Raw genomic sequence first — 17,949 nt, forward strand, 5'->3', positions numbered from 1 at the left:
CTTCCGCGCCTGCCAGCAGCCGCCGCTGCCGCTCGTCCAGGTGCGGGAACAGCGCCTGGAACTTCACGGACAGCGAGTGCTGAGTCTCCACCGGTATGGCCATACCACACCAACGACGACCACGACGAGAAGCAGCGTCTTATTTCTCTGCAAGCACTAACTGAACGGCTTTGGGGTTAGCCCTGATCGGAAGATGCGGGTCCGCTCGGACGCGCGAGGCGGCGTCTCGGCAGACAGTCGAGACAACCAGCCAAGTCTTGGAAGGAACCACCATGACGACCGCCGTCCCACCCGCCCTGCCCGCTGCCGCTCGGAGGCGGCACATCTCGGTAGTCGCGGCCACCTCCCTCTGGGCAGCGCCGCTAGTCGCCCTGGCCGCGCGCGTGCTGTTGATCCCGTGGTACCAGGACAACCAAGACCGGCCGGACAACATCCGTTACCTGACCGAGCTGGCCGCCGCTCCAGTGCGCAACGACGTCGGAGCCGCTCTCACCTTCCTGAGCGCTGTGCTGTTCGTCGGCGCCGCGTGCGTGCTCACCGACATCGCCCGGCGCCGGATGCCACGGACCGCGCTCGCCGCAGGCGCGCTCGTCGTCGTCGGCGCGTTCGGTCTCGCCAGCATCTCGGTCATTTCCATGGCATTCGGCGAGATGGCCCGGGTCGAGGACCGGGCCGCCATGGTCGCGCTGCTGGACCGGCTGATGACCGCACCCCAGTTCGCCGTGTACTCCGCGTCCCTGTTCGCCGGCGCCGTCGGCGCGGTGCTGCTCGCCATCGGCCTGTACCGCAGCCGGCTGGTGCCCCGCGCTGCCGCCGTACTCACCGGCATCGGAACCGCCGCCGTCATGGTCACCGCCCCCGGGCCGCTGGCCCCGTTCATCGTCCGCTCCGCCGTGCTCGCCCTCGCCGGCCTGGCATGGGTCGCCATCGCCGCCCGGCGGGTCGCCCAAGACGCGAACCCACACGTGAATGGCTGACGTCAGGACATTCAGGTGCTCGTGGCCAGACCTGGACGAGATGTGAGCGCGGACCGACGCTTGATCTCCGAACGGTTCCCCCGCTCGGCGGCTTACCACCCGGAGTGGCTGATCGCCGGCGTGAGCGGTGGGGCGAACGCGCTGTGGCTGACCGAATGGCTGTCCGAAGCGATGGACCTTCAGCCCGGCATGCGGGTGCTCGACCTGGGCTGTGGGCGGGGCGTGTCGTCGATCTTCCTATACCGGGAGTACGGCGTGCAGGTTTGGGCTACCGACCTGTGGTTCAGCCCGTCGGAGCGGTTACAGCGGATCCGCGACGTGGGCATCGAGGACGGGGTGTTCCCGATTCGTGCCGACGCCCGGTCGCTGCCGTTCGCGCACGACTTCTTCGACGCCGTGGTGAGCATCGACTCGTTCGTCTATTACGGCACCGACGACCTGTACCTGTGCGATCTCGCCCGGTTCGTCAAACCCGGCGGCCAGATCGGCATCGCAGGCGCCGGGCTGGTGCGAGAGATCGACGGTCCGGTTCCCGAGCACCTTCGGGATTGGTGGGAGCCGAGCATGTGGTGCCTGCACTCGGCACCATGGTGGCGTCGGCACTGGGAACGGACCGGCGTCGTCGACGTCGAGCGGGCCGACAGCATGGCCGACGGCTGGCGGGCGTGGCTGGACTGGCAGCGGGCGGTCACCCGGGACAACAGCACCGAGATCGACGCCCTCGAGGCCGACCGCGGTCGCTATCTCGGCTACGTCCGCGCCGTCGGCCGCCGCCGGCCCGATGCGACGCTGGCCGAGCCGGTCGTTTCGGTGCCCGTCCGCTATCGTCCGACGCCGCTGTTGCGGGGCGATTCGTAGCCTCACGCCCCGCATCACCTCGCGATCTTGGGATCGCGGCTGCCGGTGCGGTCATCGGCGTCGAACGACGTGTGACGTCGTTGTTCAGCCGATCCGCTCCCACCGGGCAAGGTTGAACAACGGCGCGAGCACGCCGACGCTCGGTCGCCCCCACCGGATGCTGCCGTCCTGGACCGTCCACTGGGCGGTCCACGTGGGTGGAAGGCAATGCGGGTCGTTCCAGTCCAGTGCGGGGTTTGTCGTGAATTGGGCGGTGTCGCCGTGCACGGCGTACCAGCCGCCGCACTTCCTCGGTGCGATCCCGGGCGCGCTGGGGTGGACGGTGGCGGTCCATTCGCCGTTCTGCATCGTCCAGGTGAACACGCCGGCCCGGGACCCGTGCAGCATGCTGTCCTGGTTGCTGCCGGTTAGCTGCACGTCCTCGACGGTCAGGAGGTAGCGGTAGGTGCCGGCCGGCAGCTCGCCGGTCGGCCCGGGGCCGGTGAGCGGGGTCGGCCGCAGCGTGGCGACCTGTTCCTCACCGGGCCGATATCGGCAGGAGTCGGCAATAGCCGGTGCGGGCTCGGCCGGCGTTCGCGCTTTGAGCTCCTCGATCCGGGCCATGCCGCCGGCGGTCGCCGGATCGGCCCGGAGCGCGGCGTAGAGCGGTTCGACGGCCCGGTGAAGGGCCGCCTGCTGGCCTTCGGTGGCGAGCGCTATCCGGCCGCCGTAGCGGCAGGCGAGGGCGATGCGTTCGGGGACTAGGTCGTCGGCGTGTTCGGCGGACTCGGCGATGGATTCGCGGGCGGCCTGCCGGAGCCACCGCTGCTGGGCGGCAGTGAGGCGGCGGAGCGAGTCGGGGTTGCCGAACAGGACCGTCGTCCGGGGCGAGAGCACGACGTTCGGGGTCACATACGGGGCCGGCACGTACATCGCGCCAGATGTGTAGTACATCCACATCTGCTCGACGCCGTCGAGCGTGCCGTCGTGCAGCATCTGCCGCGGGTCGCCGCCGTACCTCGCGGTCGCTCCGAGCGCGTGCAGGGCGGCGCGCTGGACGTCGGACTCCAGCATCCAGATCTGGGCGCCCCGCCAGTCCGCGGGACCGAGCAGGGGCCTCGCGGTGGCGGCGGGGAACCGCATCTCGTCGGCCAGCAGAGCGAGTGGTTCGACGCCGAGCCGGCCGACCGCCGACAGCATCGCGGTGCTGGCCGGGTCGTTGACGACCGCGGCCTGCAGTTCGTAGCTGTCGATCAGGAACGGGGCGTGCAACGGCTGCAGCTCGCGGACCCCGAGCAGGTCGAACACGCGGCTACCGACCCAGCCGAGGTCGGCGCGGCCGCCGGCCACCGTGCCGACCTCCTCGCCGTGCGTGGCCCACGGGCCGATCTCGCCCCGGACGACAAGCTGGCCGCCGGACAGGTCCCGAACCCGGTCGACGAACCACGCGACGGCCGGCGCCGTTTCCAGCCCGCTGCCGCTGTCGTGGTTGATCATGACGAGCTCCACCGGAGGGTCCGGGCCGCCGGACTTGGGCCCGGCGGCCGTGCAGCCGCCGAGCGCGGTCACCACCGCGGCCAGCGCGACGGCCGGTGCCCATCGCCGCTCTCTCACGCCCTTACCCTCCTCGCTCGCGGTCTCGTGCGCTCGGCCGATGCGCGGCGCCGTCATCACCCCGGATGCTCATGCCTGGCGTTCCGCTCAGTGGCGCAGATAGGTGAGCACGGCGAGAACTCGCCGGTGACTGTCGGCGGTATCGAGGATGCCGAGCTTCCTGAAGATCCGGCCGACGTGGCTCTCCAGGGTCTTGATGCTCACGTGCAGGGCGTCGCCGATCGATCGGTTGGATCGGCCCTCGGCCATGAGCGCCAACACTTCGCGCTCTCGGGCGGTGAGTTCGTCGAGCGGCCCGCGGGATCTGGCCCGGCGAAGCAGTCGGGACACGATCTCGGGGTCGAGCACGCATTCACCGGCGACCAGGCGATGCAGGGCGTCGGTGACCGTCTTCAGGTCGGTGATCCGGTCCTTCAGCAGATATCCGACCGAGCCGCGGTCGTCGTCCAACAGGCGCATCGCGTAGGACGACTCCAGGTACTGCGAGAGCACCAGCACCGCGACCTCGGGGAACTCTTCGCGGATGCGCCCCGCGGCGACGATCCCCTCGTCGGTGTGCGTCGGCGGCATGCGGATGTCGACGATCGCCACGTCGGGTCGGGCGGAGTCGACCATCCTGAGCAGCGTGGCGGCGTCGGCGGCCTCGCCGACGGTTTGGACGCCGGCCTGGGCGAGAAGCAGGGCCAGGCCGGTCCGCACCAGCATGGTGTCATCGGCGATCACGACGCGCATGGCAGCTCCAGGCGCACTCGCGTGCTGGACGGATCGGACGCAGCGATGATAAGCCGGCCGTCGAGCGCGCCGACCCGATCTTCGAGTTCGGTGGCATCGTGACCGCCGGCGCCGGGTGCCGCGTCATCGACCAGGTCCACCACCAGGATGCTGCCCTGTTGGCGGGCCGCGACGGTCAGTGTGGTCGCCGCCCGCCGCCGGGCGTTCTTGATCGCGTCGATGACCACGAGGTAGGCGGCGACCTCGACACCCGGCGGGTAGCGTCCGGTCGGCAGCGCATCAATCCGGACGACCAGGTCGGTCGAGGACTCTGCGAGGTCGGGTACGGCGGCCGCCAAACCGCCGTCGGTGAGCACGGCGGGGTGGATTCCGCCGGCGACTCGGCGGAGATCCTCCAGGAGTATCGCGGCCAGCTGTTCCGAGCGGGTGAGCATGGCCGGCGCCGGCGATCCGGGGGCGGTTTCGGTGCGGGCTCGCAGCAGGCGCAGCAACAATGCCATGCCGAGCACGCGCTGCTGCGCGCCATCGTGCAGGTTGCGCTCGAGACGCATCCGCTCGGCGTCCGCATGCTCGATGAGGCGCGCGCGGGATGCCCGCAGTTCGATCAGCTCGGCCTGCGCGGCGGCCTGGAGCTGGGCATTCTCCACTGCGAGCAGTGCTGCCGGTCCAATCAGACGTTCGAACCGCCCGCCGTCGATGCCGGCATGGTGCACGACCGCGGCGACGGGCTTGCCACGCCGGACGATGGTGGAGACCGTCGCCTCGCTCTGGCCGGGTGTCCGCGCCGGGCGGCCGGTGGCGTCGACATAGCCACCTCGCGACTCGGACCAATACAGCAGTCGAAGCCGTGGATCTCGCAGGATCCGGGCGAACGCGCCCCCCAGTGACTCGGGGGTCGGGGCGGTTCGCAGCTCCTCGACCAGGCGGGTGAGGGCCAGCCGCAGCCGCCGATCTCGGCCACGTTCCAGGCAGACGCCCAGCGCGACCACCATGGCCCCGGCGTTGGCCGCGACGAATGATGATTCGATCGCCACCATGTCCGGCACGTGGATGGTTCCGACCGGTACCACGAAGGGCACGGCCAACCCGGCAAGGAGCACCGTCCCACCAGCCAAGATCAACCCGGAAAGCGGATCGAACGGTGTGGCCCGCGTGGCCCGTGTCGTGCCGATCAGTCGCCTCCCCACCAGCAGCGCGACGGCAGCCATCGCGACGAGGATCAGCGCGACGCCGGCGCCTTCGATGACGAGTCCCGCAACGTGCAGGTCGGCAACCTGCAGCGGGTTGTGGCCGCAGAACCGCAGGCACCGAGGATCGAGGAACGGGTCGATCAGGGCGACGCGGGCGACGGCGACGGCGGCGGCACCGGCCATCGCAGCGACGATCAGCACCGTCCTGGCGCGGGTCGGCAGTCCCACCGCCGCGGCCACCGCCGCGACCGCCGTTGCCGCCAGTACGGCGCCGGCGGCGTCGGCGACGATGCGCAGCCAGCTCGGCCCACCGACCCACCCGGCCCACTCGGGAACCAACCACAGCAGACCGGAAGCCGCGGTCGCCGCCGCGACGCCCCGACGTCCACCACCGGCGGCTGCGATACCCGCGATGACCAGGCCCGCGGCGGCGACCGCTTCGGTCCAGCGCCACCACGGGCCGAGCCCGCCGTATGTGGTGTGCGGATTCTCCAGCGTCATGCCCGCCGACACCGCGATCAGTGCCGCGGCGATCGGCCACAGCACATGCCGCGTACGCGGCGGGAACCGGCGCGCCGTCATGGCAGCGGAACCCGTGCCCGCACCCGGGTGCCGCCTGCCGCACGCTCGGCGAGTTCCAGCCGGCCGCCCACCGCGTCAAGTCGGTCCGCAAGGCCGGCGAGGCCGCTGCCGTCGCCCGGCTGGGCCCCTCCGACGCCGTCGTCGGTCACGGTGGCGACCACGTCGGTCCCATCGAGCGCGATCTCGATTTCCATCGCGGAGGCGTTGGCATGCTTGACGACGTTCGCCGCGGCCTCGGCGCATACGTACCAGAGCGTCGTCTCGACCGTCGGATCGAAGCGTTCCTCGGGTGCACGGACCGCGGTGCGGACCGCGGCGTGAGCGGCGAGGTCGTTCAGCGCGGTGCGCAGCCCGCCGGCCACCAGAATGCGCGGGTGGAGACCGCGGGCCAGCTGCACCAGATCGTCACGGGTCGCGGCGACCTCCCGCTTTGTGCGATCGGCCAGGGAGCGCGATGCGTCGTCGTCGGCGACGGCGGCGAGCGCGGTGAGGGTGTGATCGAGCTCGTCGAGGTGCCGGCCCGCTCCGGCGGCCAGGCGTCGCTCCAGCCGTCGCCGCTCGGTGTCGGCCGCCTCGACCAGCCGGCGCCGGGACAGCCGAACCTGTTCCACCTGGGCGGCCAGGTTGTCGTGGAGTCGGGCGTTCGCATTGAGCAGCTCGGCGGCGTTCGTCAGCACGCCGAGAAGCGCCGGATCGCTCACCCCTCCCGGCGGCTCCCGCCCCGCACGCAGCGACCCGACCATGGCGTTCAACCGCGGCGATTCGACGTCGGCCAGCTCGACCACGGTGTCGGTCACGCCTGACACGGTGCCGCTGCGCTGCAGCACGGCAACCAGCAGCACGGCGCCGGCCGCCCCCACCAGGACGGCATATCCGAGCGCCACCGCGTCGGCGTTCGGGCTGACCGGCTCGACCAGCCGGATGACCGCTGGTGCGGCGACCGCGATCCCCAGCAGCACCGCCGACCGGGCGCCGACCGACGCGGCGCGCCGGCGTGCCAGGGAGGCGCGGGACGCCAGCGCAACGCCGACCACGCCGACGCCGATCCCGACCGCGGCCATGACGACGGCACCGGCTCCCACTGGGGCGATCACCGCGCTGACCCACGCGGCCGCCACCACAACCCGGGACGGGACGCCGCGCAGCCGCCCGTCCGGGTAGCCGAGCGCGGCGTGCACCATCAGCGGCCGGTGCAGGTAGGCCAGCGGGTCGGCGAGGTTGGCGGCGAACCACGCGACGCCGGCCAGGTAGGCCAAGGCCGCCAACCGGCGGTTGTCCGGCCGGCCGGCGGCGACCACGCCGGCGGCCAGGAACGTCGCCCCCGCGACCGCGTCTGCGAGGGCGACGAGGAGGGCGCCGGTACCCACCGCCGTCGCTTCCCCGCCGACGACCACGCCGACCGCGACAATCGCCAGCCACCACCGCGCCATGGCTACCCCACGACCGCGGCGATCGTCGACGCGGACAGGTCGCCCTTGTGGATGAAGCCGGCGGCCGTGGTGGTGGCCATCCGACCCCGGACATCCCGCGCCGGACGGCTGGAGATGAGCACCACGACAGGTGGGCTTGGCAGCGCCGCGAGCCGTTCGGCCACCGCGAACCCATCCTCGCCGGGAAGGTGAATGTCCAGCAGTACCACGGCCGGCCGCAGCGCGAGGGCCGCGGCCAACGCGGAGGCGCCGTCGGCTGCCTCGCCGACGACCTGGAGTCCGTCGGCTTCGAGCAGCTCCCGGGCGAGCGAGCGGAATCCGGGGTGGTCGTCGACGATCAGCAGGCTAGGCGCCACCGGCAGGACTGTCCCACAGCGTTGTGCCTGGTGCATCGGGGTTTGCACGGACGGCGCAATGGGGGCTCGCTCGGACGACCACCGGGTGCTCGCCGCCGCACCCTGTGGGTCCCGAGCAAGGAGGAGAGCCGTGTCCGGTGCCCTGCGGTTGGTGGCGTCGATGATCCTGGTCGTCGGCCTGGTCGGCTGCACCTCCGAGGAGGCCGCCGCCCCACCGCCGGCCGCCGACTGCTCGCCGCGCAGCACCGCCCGGCCGGAGATCCCCACCGCCGGGCCGGCCTCGGCGCCGCCGGACATCGCCGGTGTGCTGCCGGCCGAGCGCGCGGTGCGGTGGAACCCCGGCCTGAACGCGGTGGGTGGGATCCCACACCGGTCGACGGTGTTCCAGACGGTGCAGCCAAGCGGGGACGACGACACGGCGGCCATCCAGGCCGCGCTGGACCAGGCGCCGGCGGATCAGGTGGTTCAGCTCGCGGCCGGCACTTTCCGCATCTCCGGCGAGGGCCTGAAGATGATCCGCTCCGATGTGACGCTGCGCGGCGCGGGCCCGGCGCAGACGAGGCTGGTCAAGGAACCGGGCAGCAACGAGTCGTTGATCACGATGGGCACCAAGTGGTTTCGGTACACCCAGCCGGTCGACCTGGCCGCGGACCCCGCGCAGGGGTCGAACACCGTCACCCTCACCAGCGACCCCGGGCTGCAGCCGGGCGAGATCGTCGTCGTCGACCAGCTGACCGACCCGGCATCGACCGTGTGGAGCGAGCGGTCCCCGCAGGGCGACCCGAGCCGCGGCTGGTTCGGCCGCTACAACCGCCCGATCGGCCAGGTCCTCGAGGTCTCCTCGATGGGGGGCAATGTCGTCACGTTCAGCACCGGGCTGCACATCGATTTCCGCACCGAGCACAGCGCGCAGCTGGTTCGGTTCGCGGAGGTGGAGAACGGCCCCGTCACCCCGGCGGTCCGCTCCGCGGGCATCGAAGATCTCTACGTGTGCGGCGGTGAGGGCGGCGACGGCGGCGGGAACATCCACCTCTTCGGCACCGCCTACAGCTGGGTCCGCAACGTGGAGAGCGCCGGCAGCCTCGGCGGCAGCGTCGTGCTGGACGGCACGTTCCGCTCGGTGCTGCGCGACTCCTACCTGCACTCGACCCGCGAACCGAACCCCGGTGGCGGCGGGTACGGGATCGTGCTCAACGCCTACGCGGCGGACAACCTGGTGGAGAACAACATCTCGTGGAACTTCAACAAGGTCATCGCCATGCGCACAACCGGCGGCGGCAACGTGATCGGCTACAACTACATGGAAGACGGCTGGGGCCAGGGATATCCGATGCTGCCCGAGGTCGGGCTCAACGCCTCGCACATGACCACGCCGCATCACGAGCTGTTCGAAGGCAACCAGTCGTGGAACTTCGGCGGCGACTCGGTCTGGGGCAACTCGATCTACATCACGGCGTTCCGCAACCACCTCACCGGTCAGCGCCGCTCGCTGCCGCCGCTGCAGCTGCGCGACGAGAGCCGCCATTTCGTCGGCCTGCAGACCGCGCACCGCTGGTACAGCTTCCTCGGCAACGTCCTGGGCACGGCCGACCAGACCCCCGACCCCGGCGAGACCTTCGAGTACGAACGCAGCCCGGAATCCGGCGACCCGGGCAGCGCTGTCCCCGTCTGGCTACTCGGCTACGACGGAACCGACCCGGGCAAACCGCTCGACCCGACCGTTGCGCAGACCGCGATCCGGCACGGCAACTTCGACTACCCCACCCAACACACCGACCAGCAGGACGGCCTCCCAGAAACCCTCCCGCACTCGCTCTACCTGACCGCCAAGCCCGCCTTCTTCGGCGACCACCCGTGGCCCTGGGTCACCCCAGAGCAGCCGTCGAACGCGGTCGGCACCCTGCCCGCCTGGGAACGGATGGACCAATCATGAACGAGGTCCGCGGGCTGATCCGCCGCGCCGTCGCACACGACGACGCCGACGCGATGCGTGACGTCTCGAGCGACTTTTCACCGACCTGTCGGCCGAGGGCGGGAGTTCCAACTTCGGCACGAGAACTACGCCATGAAGATGCAATTCGCCGGCGTCGGGCGGTACGGCGGTCCCACGGCGGTCCCGCCGGGGGGCCGTACGAGCTGGGGGCAGGCCGGCTGTTGCCCACCGCGCGCCGAACCGACCCCGGGTGTGGCCGTAGTGGGCGACGCGCCGCCGACGACCCTGAACGCCATCGTGAAGCCGGATCCCGGGAGGAAACATGTCCGCGCGAACCGCTACTCCGGCGAGGACCGGCGAGTCGAGGGCGACCCGGGGCGGGATGCTGGCCGGCCTCGCCGTGGCCTGGGCGGCCGGCTCCGCCCGTCCGCCCGTGGACGCCTGACCCGACGGCCACGATCACGAACCGCCCGCCGAGACGCTCGGGTTGGCTGGCTCGTGCGTCGGCGAACTGGCCGGGCCCGTGTGCCTACGGTTCTACCGTTGCCAAGCCAGGATGGAGGATGCCCCCATGTCCGCGGATGCCACTCACCCGCCGCAGGTGCTCGTCGTCGGCGCGGGCCCAGCGGGCCTGGTGGCGGGGATCGCGCTGGCCCGCCACGGGATCGGCGTGCTGCTGGTGGAGAAACGGGCGGCGATCTCGACGCTGTCGCGGGCGCTGGTGATCAGCACGCGCAGCATGGAGATCCTGCGCGCGTGGGGGTTGGAGGCGGCGGTGCGGGCCGGGGCCGCGAACGTCGAGCCGTGCGGGTGGGTGACGCCCACCCTCGCCTCCGGAGAGGGCGTCGAGATTGCCCTGGGCTTCCCAACCGCCGCGCAGGCCGCCGCGGTGAGCCCGACCCGACCCGCGTGGGCGGCGCAGGACCATCTTGAGCCGCTGCTGCTCGGGCTGCTGCGCCACTACCCGTCGGCGCAGGTGCGCTTCGACGCCGAGCTGATCGGCCTCGAGCAGGACGACGACGGTGTCACCGCCGCGGTCCGCGACCGTCCGTCGGCGGGCACCCAGTCCGTGCGCGCGGAGTTCGTGATCGGCGCGGACGGGGCGCACAGCGCGGTCCGGGAGCTGCTGGGAATCCGGCTGGAGGGACCGGACAATCTCGCGGAGTTCCACGCCGTCCAGTTCCACGCCCCACTCACCGAGCTGCTCGGGCCGCGCCGCTACGGCCTCTACGTCATTACCCATCCCGACGCCGCTTGCGTGATCGGCCGGCGCGGGCCGGGTGACCGCTGGGGCTGTGCGCGGGAGTGGCGGCCGGGACAGGACCGGCTGGTCGACGCGGACGAGCACCGGATCGCGCAGCTGATCCGCACCGCCGTGGGCGTGCCCGACCTGCACCCGCGGATCGAGCGGACCAGCGCCTTCTCCTTCGCCGCCCAGCTCGCCGACCACTACCGCGCAGGACGCGGCTTCGTCGTCGGCGACGCCGCGCACCGGATGACCCCGCGAGGTGGCACCGGCATGAACACGGCCATCCACGACGCGTACGACCTGGGCTGGAAACTCGCCTGGGTCCTGCGCGGCTGGGCCGCACCCGCCCTGCTGGCCTCCTACGAGGCCGAACGCCGGCCGGTGGGCCGGCACAACGTCGAACGATCCGGCGACCCCGCAGGGGCGCGGCGCACCGCCGAAGAGGCGCTGCCCCACGACCTCCACGGCCGGGTCGCGCATCACTGGCTGCGCCCTGGTGACGGCGCGGTCTCCACCCTGGACCTGCTCGGCGACGGGCTGACCCTGCTCACCGCCGACGACGAGGCCGGCTGGGCCGCGGCGGCGGCGCGGCTCGACACGCGCGCTCCGATCGTCGTCCACGCGGTCGGAGCGCCGATCGCAACGGCCGCCGGGGCCGCACCGAACGGCGCGGTTCTCCTGCGCCCCGACGGGAAGCTCGCCGCGAGCTGGACGGAACCGACCGTGCCCCCAACGGCAGACCTCACTGGCCTTACGCCTTCGATGAGAGCCGGCTCATGATCGTGTCATTCGCCTGTCGCCGCGGCGGAGGAGAACAGGTCCATGACCACTCGTTCGTATGCGGCGAGCGCGTGGGGGATGCCGGTCGCCGCAGCGAGGGACTCGGCCAGGAGGAGGCGCCCTCGAGGGCCATCGCGGCGCACTGGGCCATGTTCGGGGAGGTCGCGTGGCCGCGTCGCCGATGAGCAGCACGGCGCCGTGGGACCAGGAGCCGAGCACGACCTCCTGGACCGGGCCGGCGTGCACGGGGTGCTCACCGCCGGCCTGGTCGAGCTGGTCGAGCGTGTCGAGCAGGGTCGGGACCGGTTCGGCGTATCCGGCGAGCTCGGACCTCGCGATCGCGGGTGCAGCCGTCGGCAGGTCCGGTGGCGCCGAACTGGACCAGGGCGAGTCGGCACCGTCCCCTCGTGAGCCCGGGGACCCGTCCGAGCCATCGGCGTCGCCGAGCAGCACGGCACGGCCAACCATCGAGCCGAGCGAGCCGGCCACCACCACCGAGCCGGCGCCAACGGAGTCCTCCGCTCCGCCGATCGCGCTGTCGGCCACCTCCCGCAGCGCCCGAGCTCAGCGGCGGTGGATACCCGGGCCGCTCACGGACGTGGTCAACGCGGTCGGGAAGGCACTGGTCGGCGCCGCCAACCTGGTCATCGACGGAGCGTCCGTCATCCTGCGAGGCGTCGGACGCGTCGCGATCTCGACGTTGCTGGCGCCGGTGACCAGGATCGCCGGCGTCATCGGCACGATCGCTCAGGTCACGTCCGTTGTGCGCCCGTGGGCCGTTGTGGTCACGGCCGAGCCGGCCCGCAACCGCAAGGCGATCGGCTCCGAAGCGCCCATCCCCGGTCGGGTCACCGCGCGGATCGAGCTCGGCGGCCTCGACGAGTGGCCGCCGTTCCTCGCCGACTGCGCCGAGCGAGCCGGCGCGCCGTTGCCGTCACTCAAACCCGCCGGCAACCCTCTGACCTGGACGTACACCGGCACCACGGCAGATCTGATCATGGCGGACGTTCAGCAGTCCACACTGGACGAGAACGGCAGCTCGACCGTCGGCTACCACACGACGGGTGGAGCCGAAGTACCCCAATGCCGCCGATGCGGTCGGGCTCGTCTGGGCCAACGCCGTGGTCCAGCGAGACGACGTGACCAAGCTGCAGCAGGCGGTCGTCAAGCTGATCCAGGAGGGGCTCGCGAGCCTGGTGCCGCCGGTCGGCAACGTCGTGGTGCCCCTGGTGTTCCCCGTCGTGCAGCCGATCATCACGAGGCGTTCGACACGCTCGCCCACCTGCGCGACGCGAGCGGCACCGTCAACGTGCTGATCGACTACCACATCGAGGGCGAGGACGAGCCGGACCCGAGGCGGGGGCCGGTTGGTCAACCGGAACCGCCGGCCGCGAGCGCGCTCATCCCGGACAGCTGCCCCACCCCTGGGCGACGTCCGTGCCGCGGCGAACGGCGCCCAGTTCGACACCGCGGACGACGGCGCGGGATACGGCTCGCTGCCGATCGCCGCGTGGGAGTTCGGCTGCGACTACTTCCTGGAGGTCATCCTCGAACCCGACGACGGCCTGCAACACGGCGGGCTGCACATCGTTCTCGGCTACAACCCACCGGACCAGCGGGCGGATATCACGGCGGAGCTGCAGAACTATCACAGCGCCCCGTGCCAGCCGATCTCCGTTCCCGGCGCCATCAGCGCCTGCGTCGGGGCGAACGCCGACCTGCCGAACACGCACTTCATGGTCCTGACCACCGAACGAACCCTCGCCGCCGTGAGCGTCACGCGAACTACGACTCGAAGGGTCGCACGGCCCCGCCACCGGCGTGGGCGGGCCGGAGCCGGGAGATTGTGATGGCCATCGCCCGCCTCATCGATACGCAGCTACGCGGCCTGCGCTGACAGGAAGCCAGCTGGGCGCGCAGACGTCGAGAGCGCGCGGGCCGTGTCAACCAGAACGGGCCGCGGGCGGCGCCTCCCGCGTGTCGGCATGGACGCGGGTCCGGTGGCGGCGATCGCGCTGATCCGCTTCCTGCTCGGCCTCCACGAGCTCGAGGAAGTCACGCATGAGCGCCTCCACCGGGGTGTCCAGCGCGGCGACGCGGACGTTGAGGTCGGCCACCTTCGTGCTGGCCGCGTCCCGCGCCCGTTGGTACCCGCGCAGCGCGGCGGGGAGCGGCACCCGGCCGGCACGGTCCGCGAGCACCGCGTCCGCGAGCAGCTCCGCGTCGCGGAACGCGTCCGAGATGCCGCGGGCGACCAGGGGGCCCTTGTGGTGCCCGGCGTCCCCGACGAGGGCCCAGCCCGGGCCCGCGGGCGTGCGGAAGAAGTTGGGCAGGTCGGTCATGCCGATCACCCGGCCGACGATGCGGGCACCGTCCAACCCGGTGGCTACCTCGGGCACGGACCACAGCGCGGCGAGGTAGTTCGCCTCGACGTCGCGGACGAACCCGGCGCGGCGCGCGATCGGCAGCTGCACGAACGCCAGGGTCTGCCCGTGGTGCGTGGGAACATGCCCACTCCCAGCCCCGGCCGCAGATACAGCGCGACGGACCTCGCGTCGACGCCTTCCCAGTACGCGTAGTAGGCGAGGCTGACGGGTCGGCTCGACCTGGTAGCTGGTGGCTCCGGCCAGGTGCGCGACGCGGGACCTGCGCCCGTCGGCCCCGATCACCAGGTCGGCCCGTTCCGACTACCTCCGGCCGGCGCGGTCGCGCAGGCGCACCCCCGTGACCCGGTCGCCGTCGGAGAGCAGCCCGGTCAGCGACGTCTGCAGGGCCACGTCGGTGCCGGCGTCGGCGGCGGCGTGCAGCAGGAGGTCGTCGAGGACGGTGCGCCGCGGGGCCAGGGGGGTGAGCGCCCCGGGATCGGACGGCACCTGCAGCCGCTGGACGCCGAAGTCCACGATGTGGCCCTCGATGCGGGGGCAGCCGCTGGCGAGCACGGCATCCAGCAGCCCCCACCGCTGCAGCCGCTCGACACCGGCGAGCTTGATCATGTGTCCGGACACGGTGTCGCTGGGGAAGTCAGCACGATCGATCAGGAGCACGCGCAGCCCGGCGCGTGCCATGAGCAGCGAGGTGGACCCCCCGGCGCAGCGGGCCCCGACCACGATCACGTCGTACGTCATGCCGACGAGGGTCGCGGCTGGCTCGGGGCGGCCACATCACGCGTTCACGGGACCCGCGCCCAGGGCGGGAACGTCGTCGACGCGGTGGTGGTCGCCGCCCGGCTCGACGGAGACGTCCTGCTGCAGACCCACGACGCATTCACGGTGGAGCACGCCCGCACCGGCTTCGAGCTCCACGGCACCGACGGCTCCCTCATCGCCGTCGACGCCATGACCCAGGACCCGGACGGGTCGGTCGTCCTCCGCCGATCCGGCAGCGACGTGGAGATCGACATCCCGGACCGGGACGACCTCTACGTCCGGGGGCTCGACGCGTTCGCCGCGGCAGTGCGCGGGACCGGTGCACCGGCCGCGACCGGGGAGCACGGCGTGCGATCCCTCGTCGCCGCCCTCGCCGTCGCCGAGTCCCTGCAGACCGGACGCACCGTTGCGGTGTCGGCCGCCGGTCTCCCCCACCCGACCGACGTCTGATCAGCACATCCGGCGTGCCGCCGGCATGCCCGAACAAGGGAGTTCACGCAATGCCTCGAACGACCAGGCTCCTGACCGCGGTCACCGCCGCGGCGGCAGCCCTCTCCCTGACCGCCTGCGGCGGCGCGGGATCCACCGGCGGTGGCGGCGGGACCGCATCCGGAAGCCTCGAGGTCTTCTCCTGGTGGACCTCCGGCTCGGAGGCAGCCGCCCTCGATACGCTGTTCAACGGATTCAAGGCCAAGGCCCCCGACGTCGAGGTGGTCAACGCGGTGGTATCCGTCGTGCTGCGGGCCGTCGGGATCGAGAATCCACCGAGCTGGGCCAGCTGCCGAGCGGCAGGTCGGCCAGGCTGATGGGGGGCGGTCCGGGTGCGTCCGCGACCGTGACGGCTCCGCTTCCTCGTCTCTGCTGGGCAAGCAGGGGGTCGGCAAAGTCAGTTGATCATGAGTAGTTGGAGTGGTCGGCGGGCGTCGCGGGCGTGATGTCGGAGCGCGGCGGCGATGTTGGTGGCGCCGGCGAGGCGGTGCAGGCTGATCACCAGGTTGCGGAGCGAGGCCATGACTTGTGGTGCTTGGCCTGCGCGGACCTGGGAGAGGTCCTCGGCGAAGGTGACATCGCGGACCCAGTGCAGGCCGTTCTCGATCTGCCAGTGCCCGCGGATCCACGCAGCGAGCTCGGCGGGGCGGGCCTGGTGGGCGGGCAGGTCGGTGATGGCGTAGACGGTTTCGGTGCGCCAGCGGCCGCGTTTGCCGGTGCGGGCGGAGACCGGGCGGGTCCGGCGGGTAACCTGGATGGCCTGGGTGGCGTGGGGGAACTCGATCCCGGCCGCGATCGTGACGACCTTGAGTGTGCGGATCTCGCGGCGCCCGTGCGCGGTCTGGGCGCTGCGGTGCGCGGGCTCGACATCACGCCACGGGAGCTCGGCGAGCTGACGGCGTAGCTTGGGCTGGTTGCCCTTCACCGTCAGCACCCAGTGCGCCCCACGGGAGTGCAGGTCATCGGCGTGCTCGCGTTGCGTGTGGAGAGCATCGGCGGTGATCACCACGCCGGTCAGGTCGATGCCGTGCAGGGTGTCGAGCAGCGGCGCGAACGCGGTGATCTCGTTGGTCTTGTCCTCGACCTGCACCTGGCCCAGCACGACCCTGGCGTGCTGATCAATCACCGCGAGCAGATGCCGGCCCGGCGCGGTGACCCCATCGGAGTCGGTGTGCCGCGAGCCGCGCACGGTCTTGCCATCCACGGCGAGCACGCGGCGGCGCCCCACCAGCGCCACGCTCGCGCACAGGCCTTGGACGAACGAGCCGATCACCATGTCGAACCGGTCGGCGTCGACCTGGCCGATCAGTCTGCGGATGGTCGACTCCGATGGGCACCGATCCGCCACCCCGAGCGCGGTCGCCACCTCACCGGGAAGGTCAGCGACCCACTCGGCGGCCGCGACGAACGACCGCGCCCCGGCCGCGACAGCGCATACCGCGGCAGTGAGCACCACGACCAGCGGGTGCCGGATCCCGCGAGCCTGACGCGGATCAACGACCTTGGACAACGCGCTGCGCAGGCCAGGAGCGAGCGCGACCGGATCGGGTAGCTCCACCCCGCCCACCTGATCAGCGACGGCGGCGATCGACAAAGATGCAGATGCGGGCACGGCTCTCTTCCGATGATCAAGGCTGGCGTCAGAACCGCCATGATCACCACCAGGGCCGTGCCCGCACTCTCACTCCTACCGCGTGTCGTCGCAGCTCACCGCCCAGTCACCGCGACTTTGCCGACCCCCTGGGGTCCGGCCGGCTGCCGACGATCGGCGTCCTGCTGACGCTCGCACTGGTCTGCTGGGCTGTTCTGGTGCAGCAGATGGGCGCCCACGGGGGGATGAGCGCAGACCTCGACACGCTCGGCTTCGCCGGGATGTGGACCCTCATGATGGCCGCGATGATGCTCCCGTCGGTCTGGCCGACCGCGCTCGTGTACCAGCGGCTGCAGGCCGCGCGACGCGAGCGCGGTCAGGACGCCGCGTCGATGGGGTCCGCGCTGCTGCTGGCCGGTTACCTGGCCGCGTGGGCCGCGGCAGGGTTCATTGGCTTCGCCATCGTTGTCGTGGGACACGCGTTCGAGATCGAAGCTCTGAGCTGGGACAGGGGCGGTCCGCTGCTGGCCGGCGGTGTGATCGTTGCTGCCGCGGCCTACCAGCTCACGCCGCTGAAGGGCGTCTGCCTGCGGCATTGCCGTGGCCCGTTCAGCTTTCTGCTGGAGCACTGGCGCCCCGGCGCGACAGGCGCTGCACGGATGGGTTTCCGCCACGGCGTCTGGTGCATCGGCTGCTGCTGGGGCCTGATGGCCTCGCTGTTCGCGCTGGGGGTCATGAGCATCCCGTGGATGGCGCTGATCGCCGTCTTCATCGCGGCCGAGAAGCTGCTGCCGTGGCGACGGGCCGCCACGACCGTCGTGACCGTCGCGCTGCTCCTGATCGGCGTGGCGGTGGCCCTCGTCCCGGAGCGGGTTCCAGGGCTGATGACATCCGATGGAGCGATGATGCCCGACACCATGAGGCCTATTCAGCCGCCAAGTAGAAGTGCAGTCCGATAACCGCCGAGATCGTCGTGTCGAACGTCGCCAGCGGCCGCCGGTAGTCGGTGTGCATGATGCGCCAGGTCTTAAAGTTTGCGATCA

The 17,949-nt window shown here is 71.8% G+C and carries 18 protein-coding genes; 10 read left to right on the top strand and 8 right to left on the bottom strand.

Translation table 11 applies throughout. From position 1 onward, the window contains the following. Positions 1 to 272 precede the first annotated feature (272 nt). Together KME75_RS29810 and KME75_RS29815 are read left to right on the top strand one after the other, a co-directional pair. A complete protein-coding gene (locus tag KME75_RS29810) occupies positions 273 to 977 on the top strand; it encodes a DUF4386 family protein (protein WP_219418223.1) in 705 nt (234 codons plus the stop codon). Positions 978 to 1,037: 60 nt separating this feature from the next. Continuing rightward, positions 1,038 to 1,835, top strand: a complete 798-nt coding sequence (locus tag KME75_RS29815) for an SAM-dependent methyltransferase (protein WP_219418224.1) — start codon at positions 1,038 to 1,040, stop codon at positions 1,833 to 1,835. Between the two features lie 84 nt (positions 1,836 to 1,919). On the opposite strand, the gene KME75_RS29820 is transcribed toward KME75_RS29815, so the two are convergent. The 5 genes from KME75_RS29820 to KME75_RS29840 all read right to left on the bottom strand — a co-directional run bounded on the left by KME75_RS29820 (position 1,920) and on the right by KME75_RS29840 (position 7,718). Beyond that, positions 1,920 to 3,428, bottom strand: a complete 1,509-nt coding sequence (locus KME75_RS29820) for a TRAP transporter substrate-binding protein (protein ID WP_219418225.1) — start codon at positions 3,426 to 3,428, stop codon at positions 1,920 to 1,922. 87 nt (positions 3,429 to 3,515) lie between these two features. After that, positions 3,516 to 4,160, bottom strand: coding sequence for a response regulator transcription factor (locus KME75_RS29825; RefSeq protein ID WP_219418226.1), 645 nt, complete (start codon positions 4,158 to 4,160; stop codon positions 3,516 to 3,518). Further along, the gene (locus KME75_RS29830; protein ID WP_219418227.1) at positions 4,148 to 5,932 is read right to left on the bottom strand and encodes a sensor histidine kinase; all 1,785 of its coding nucleotides are present in this window, start codon (positions 5,930 to 5,932) and stop codon (positions 4,148 to 4,150) included. The genes KME75_RS29825 and KME75_RS29830 overlap by 13 nt, the downstream gene beginning before the upstream one ends. Continuing rightward, on the bottom strand, positions 5,929 to 7,362 hold the full coding sequence (locus KME75_RS29835; RefSeq protein ID WP_219418228.1) for a sensor histidine kinase: 1,434 nt from the start codon (positions 7,360 to 7,362) through the stop codon (positions 5,929 to 5,931). Before KME75_RS29835 ends, KME75_RS29830 begins: the two co-directional genes overlap by 4 nt. A 2-nt stretch (positions 7,363 to 7,364) precedes the next feature. Further along, entirely contained in the window at positions 7,365 to 7,718 is a 354-nt protein-coding gene (locus tag KME75_RS29840; RefSeq protein ID WP_219418229.1) for a response regulator, read from the bottom strand. A 130-nt stretch (positions 7,719 to 7,848) separates the two neighbouring features. On the opposite strand from KME75_RS29840, the gene KME75_RS29845 reads away from it, so the two are divergent. From KME75_RS29845 to KME75_RS29860, 5 genes are all read left to right on the top strand, one after another. Continuing rightward, the gene (locus KME75_RS29845; RefSeq protein WP_219418230.1) at positions 7,849 to 9,651 is read left to right on the top strand and encodes a pectate lyase family protein; all 1,803 of its coding nucleotides are present in this window, start codon (positions 7,849 to 7,851) and stop codon (positions 9,649 to 9,651) included. A 322-nt stretch (positions 9,652 to 9,973) separates the two neighbouring features. Next, positions 9,974 to 10,096, top strand: a complete 123-nt coding sequence (locus KME75_RS45230; RefSeq protein ID WP_281424747.1) for a hypothetical protein — start codon at positions 9,974 to 9,976, stop codon at positions 10,094 to 10,096. Positions 10,097 to 10,222: 126 nt separating this feature from the next. Beyond that, positions 10,223 to 11,680, top strand: coding sequence for an FAD-dependent monooxygenase (locus KME75_RS29850; RefSeq protein WP_219418231.1), 1,458 nt, complete (start codon positions 10,223 to 10,225; stop codon positions 11,678 to 11,680). 1,064 nt (positions 11,681 to 12,744) lie between these two features. After that, positions 12,745 to 12,996 carry a hypothetical protein gene (locus tag KME75_RS29855; RefSeq protein WP_219418232.1) on the top strand — a complete coding sequence of 84 codons (252 nt, stop codon included), beginning with the start codon at positions 12,745 to 12,747 and terminating at the stop codon, positions 12,994 to 12,996. A gap of 51 nt (positions 12,997 to 13,047) precedes the next feature. Continuing rightward, the gene (locus KME75_RS29860) at positions 13,048 to 13,530 is read left to right on the top strand and encodes a hypothetical protein (protein WP_219418233.1); all 483 of its coding nucleotides are present in this window, start codon (positions 13,048 to 13,050) and stop codon (positions 13,528 to 13,530) included. A gap of 93 nt (positions 13,531 to 13,623) precedes the next feature. Here the strand turns inward: KME75_RS29860 and KME75_RS29865 are convergent, their stop codons facing one another. Together KME75_RS29865 and KME75_RS29870 are read right to left on the bottom strand one after the other, a co-directional pair. After that, positions 13,624 to 14,154, bottom strand: a complete 531-nt coding sequence (locus KME75_RS29865; RefSeq protein WP_219418234.1) for an FAD-dependent monooxygenase family protein — start codon at positions 14,152 to 14,154, stop codon at positions 13,624 to 13,626. A 213-nt stretch (positions 14,155 to 14,367) separates the two neighbouring features. Further along, complete coding sequence (locus KME75_RS29870; protein ID WP_246633108.1) at positions 14,368 to 14,805, bottom strand: FAD-dependent oxidoreductase; 438 nt, start codon at positions 14,803 to 14,805, stop codon at positions 14,368 to 14,370. 84 nt (positions 14,806 to 14,889) lie between these two features. On the opposite strand from KME75_RS29870, the gene KME75_RS29875 reads away from it, so the two are divergent. Next, positions 14,890 to 15,276 carry a Gfo/Idh/MocA family oxidoreductase gene (locus tag KME75_RS29875; protein ID WP_372452697.1) on the top strand — a complete coding sequence of 129 codons (387 nt, stop codon included), beginning with the start codon at positions 14,890 to 14,892 and terminating at the stop codon, positions 15,274 to 15,276. A gap of 50 nt (positions 15,277 to 15,326) precedes the next feature. After that, entirely contained in the window at positions 15,327 to 15,632 is a 306-nt protein-coding gene (locus KME75_RS29880) for a hypothetical protein (RefSeq protein WP_219418237.1), read from the top strand. Between the two features lie 80 nt (positions 15,633 to 15,712). On the opposite strand, the gene KME75_RS29885 is transcribed toward KME75_RS29880, so the two are convergent. After that, entirely contained in the window at positions 15,713 to 16,873 is a 1,161-nt protein-coding gene (locus tag KME75_RS29885; protein WP_308283221.1) for an ISAs1 family transposase, read from the bottom strand. Between the two features lie 44 nt (positions 16,874 to 16,917). Between KME75_RS29885 and KME75_RS29890 the strand changes: the two genes are divergently transcribed. After that, positions 16,918 to 17,865: a DUF2182 domain-containing protein gene (locus KME75_RS29890; protein ID WP_219418238.1), complete on the top strand. Its 948-nt coding sequence runs from the start codon at positions 16,918 to 16,920 to the stop codon at positions 17,863 to 17,865. Positions 17,866 to 17,949 lie beyond the last annotated feature (84 nt).

This window comes from Pseudonocardia nigra (assembly GCF_019396355.1).
Classification (GTDB): domain Bacteria; phylum Actinomycetota; class Actinomycetes; order Mycobacteriales; family Pseudonocardiaceae; genus Pseudonocardia; species Pseudonocardia nigra.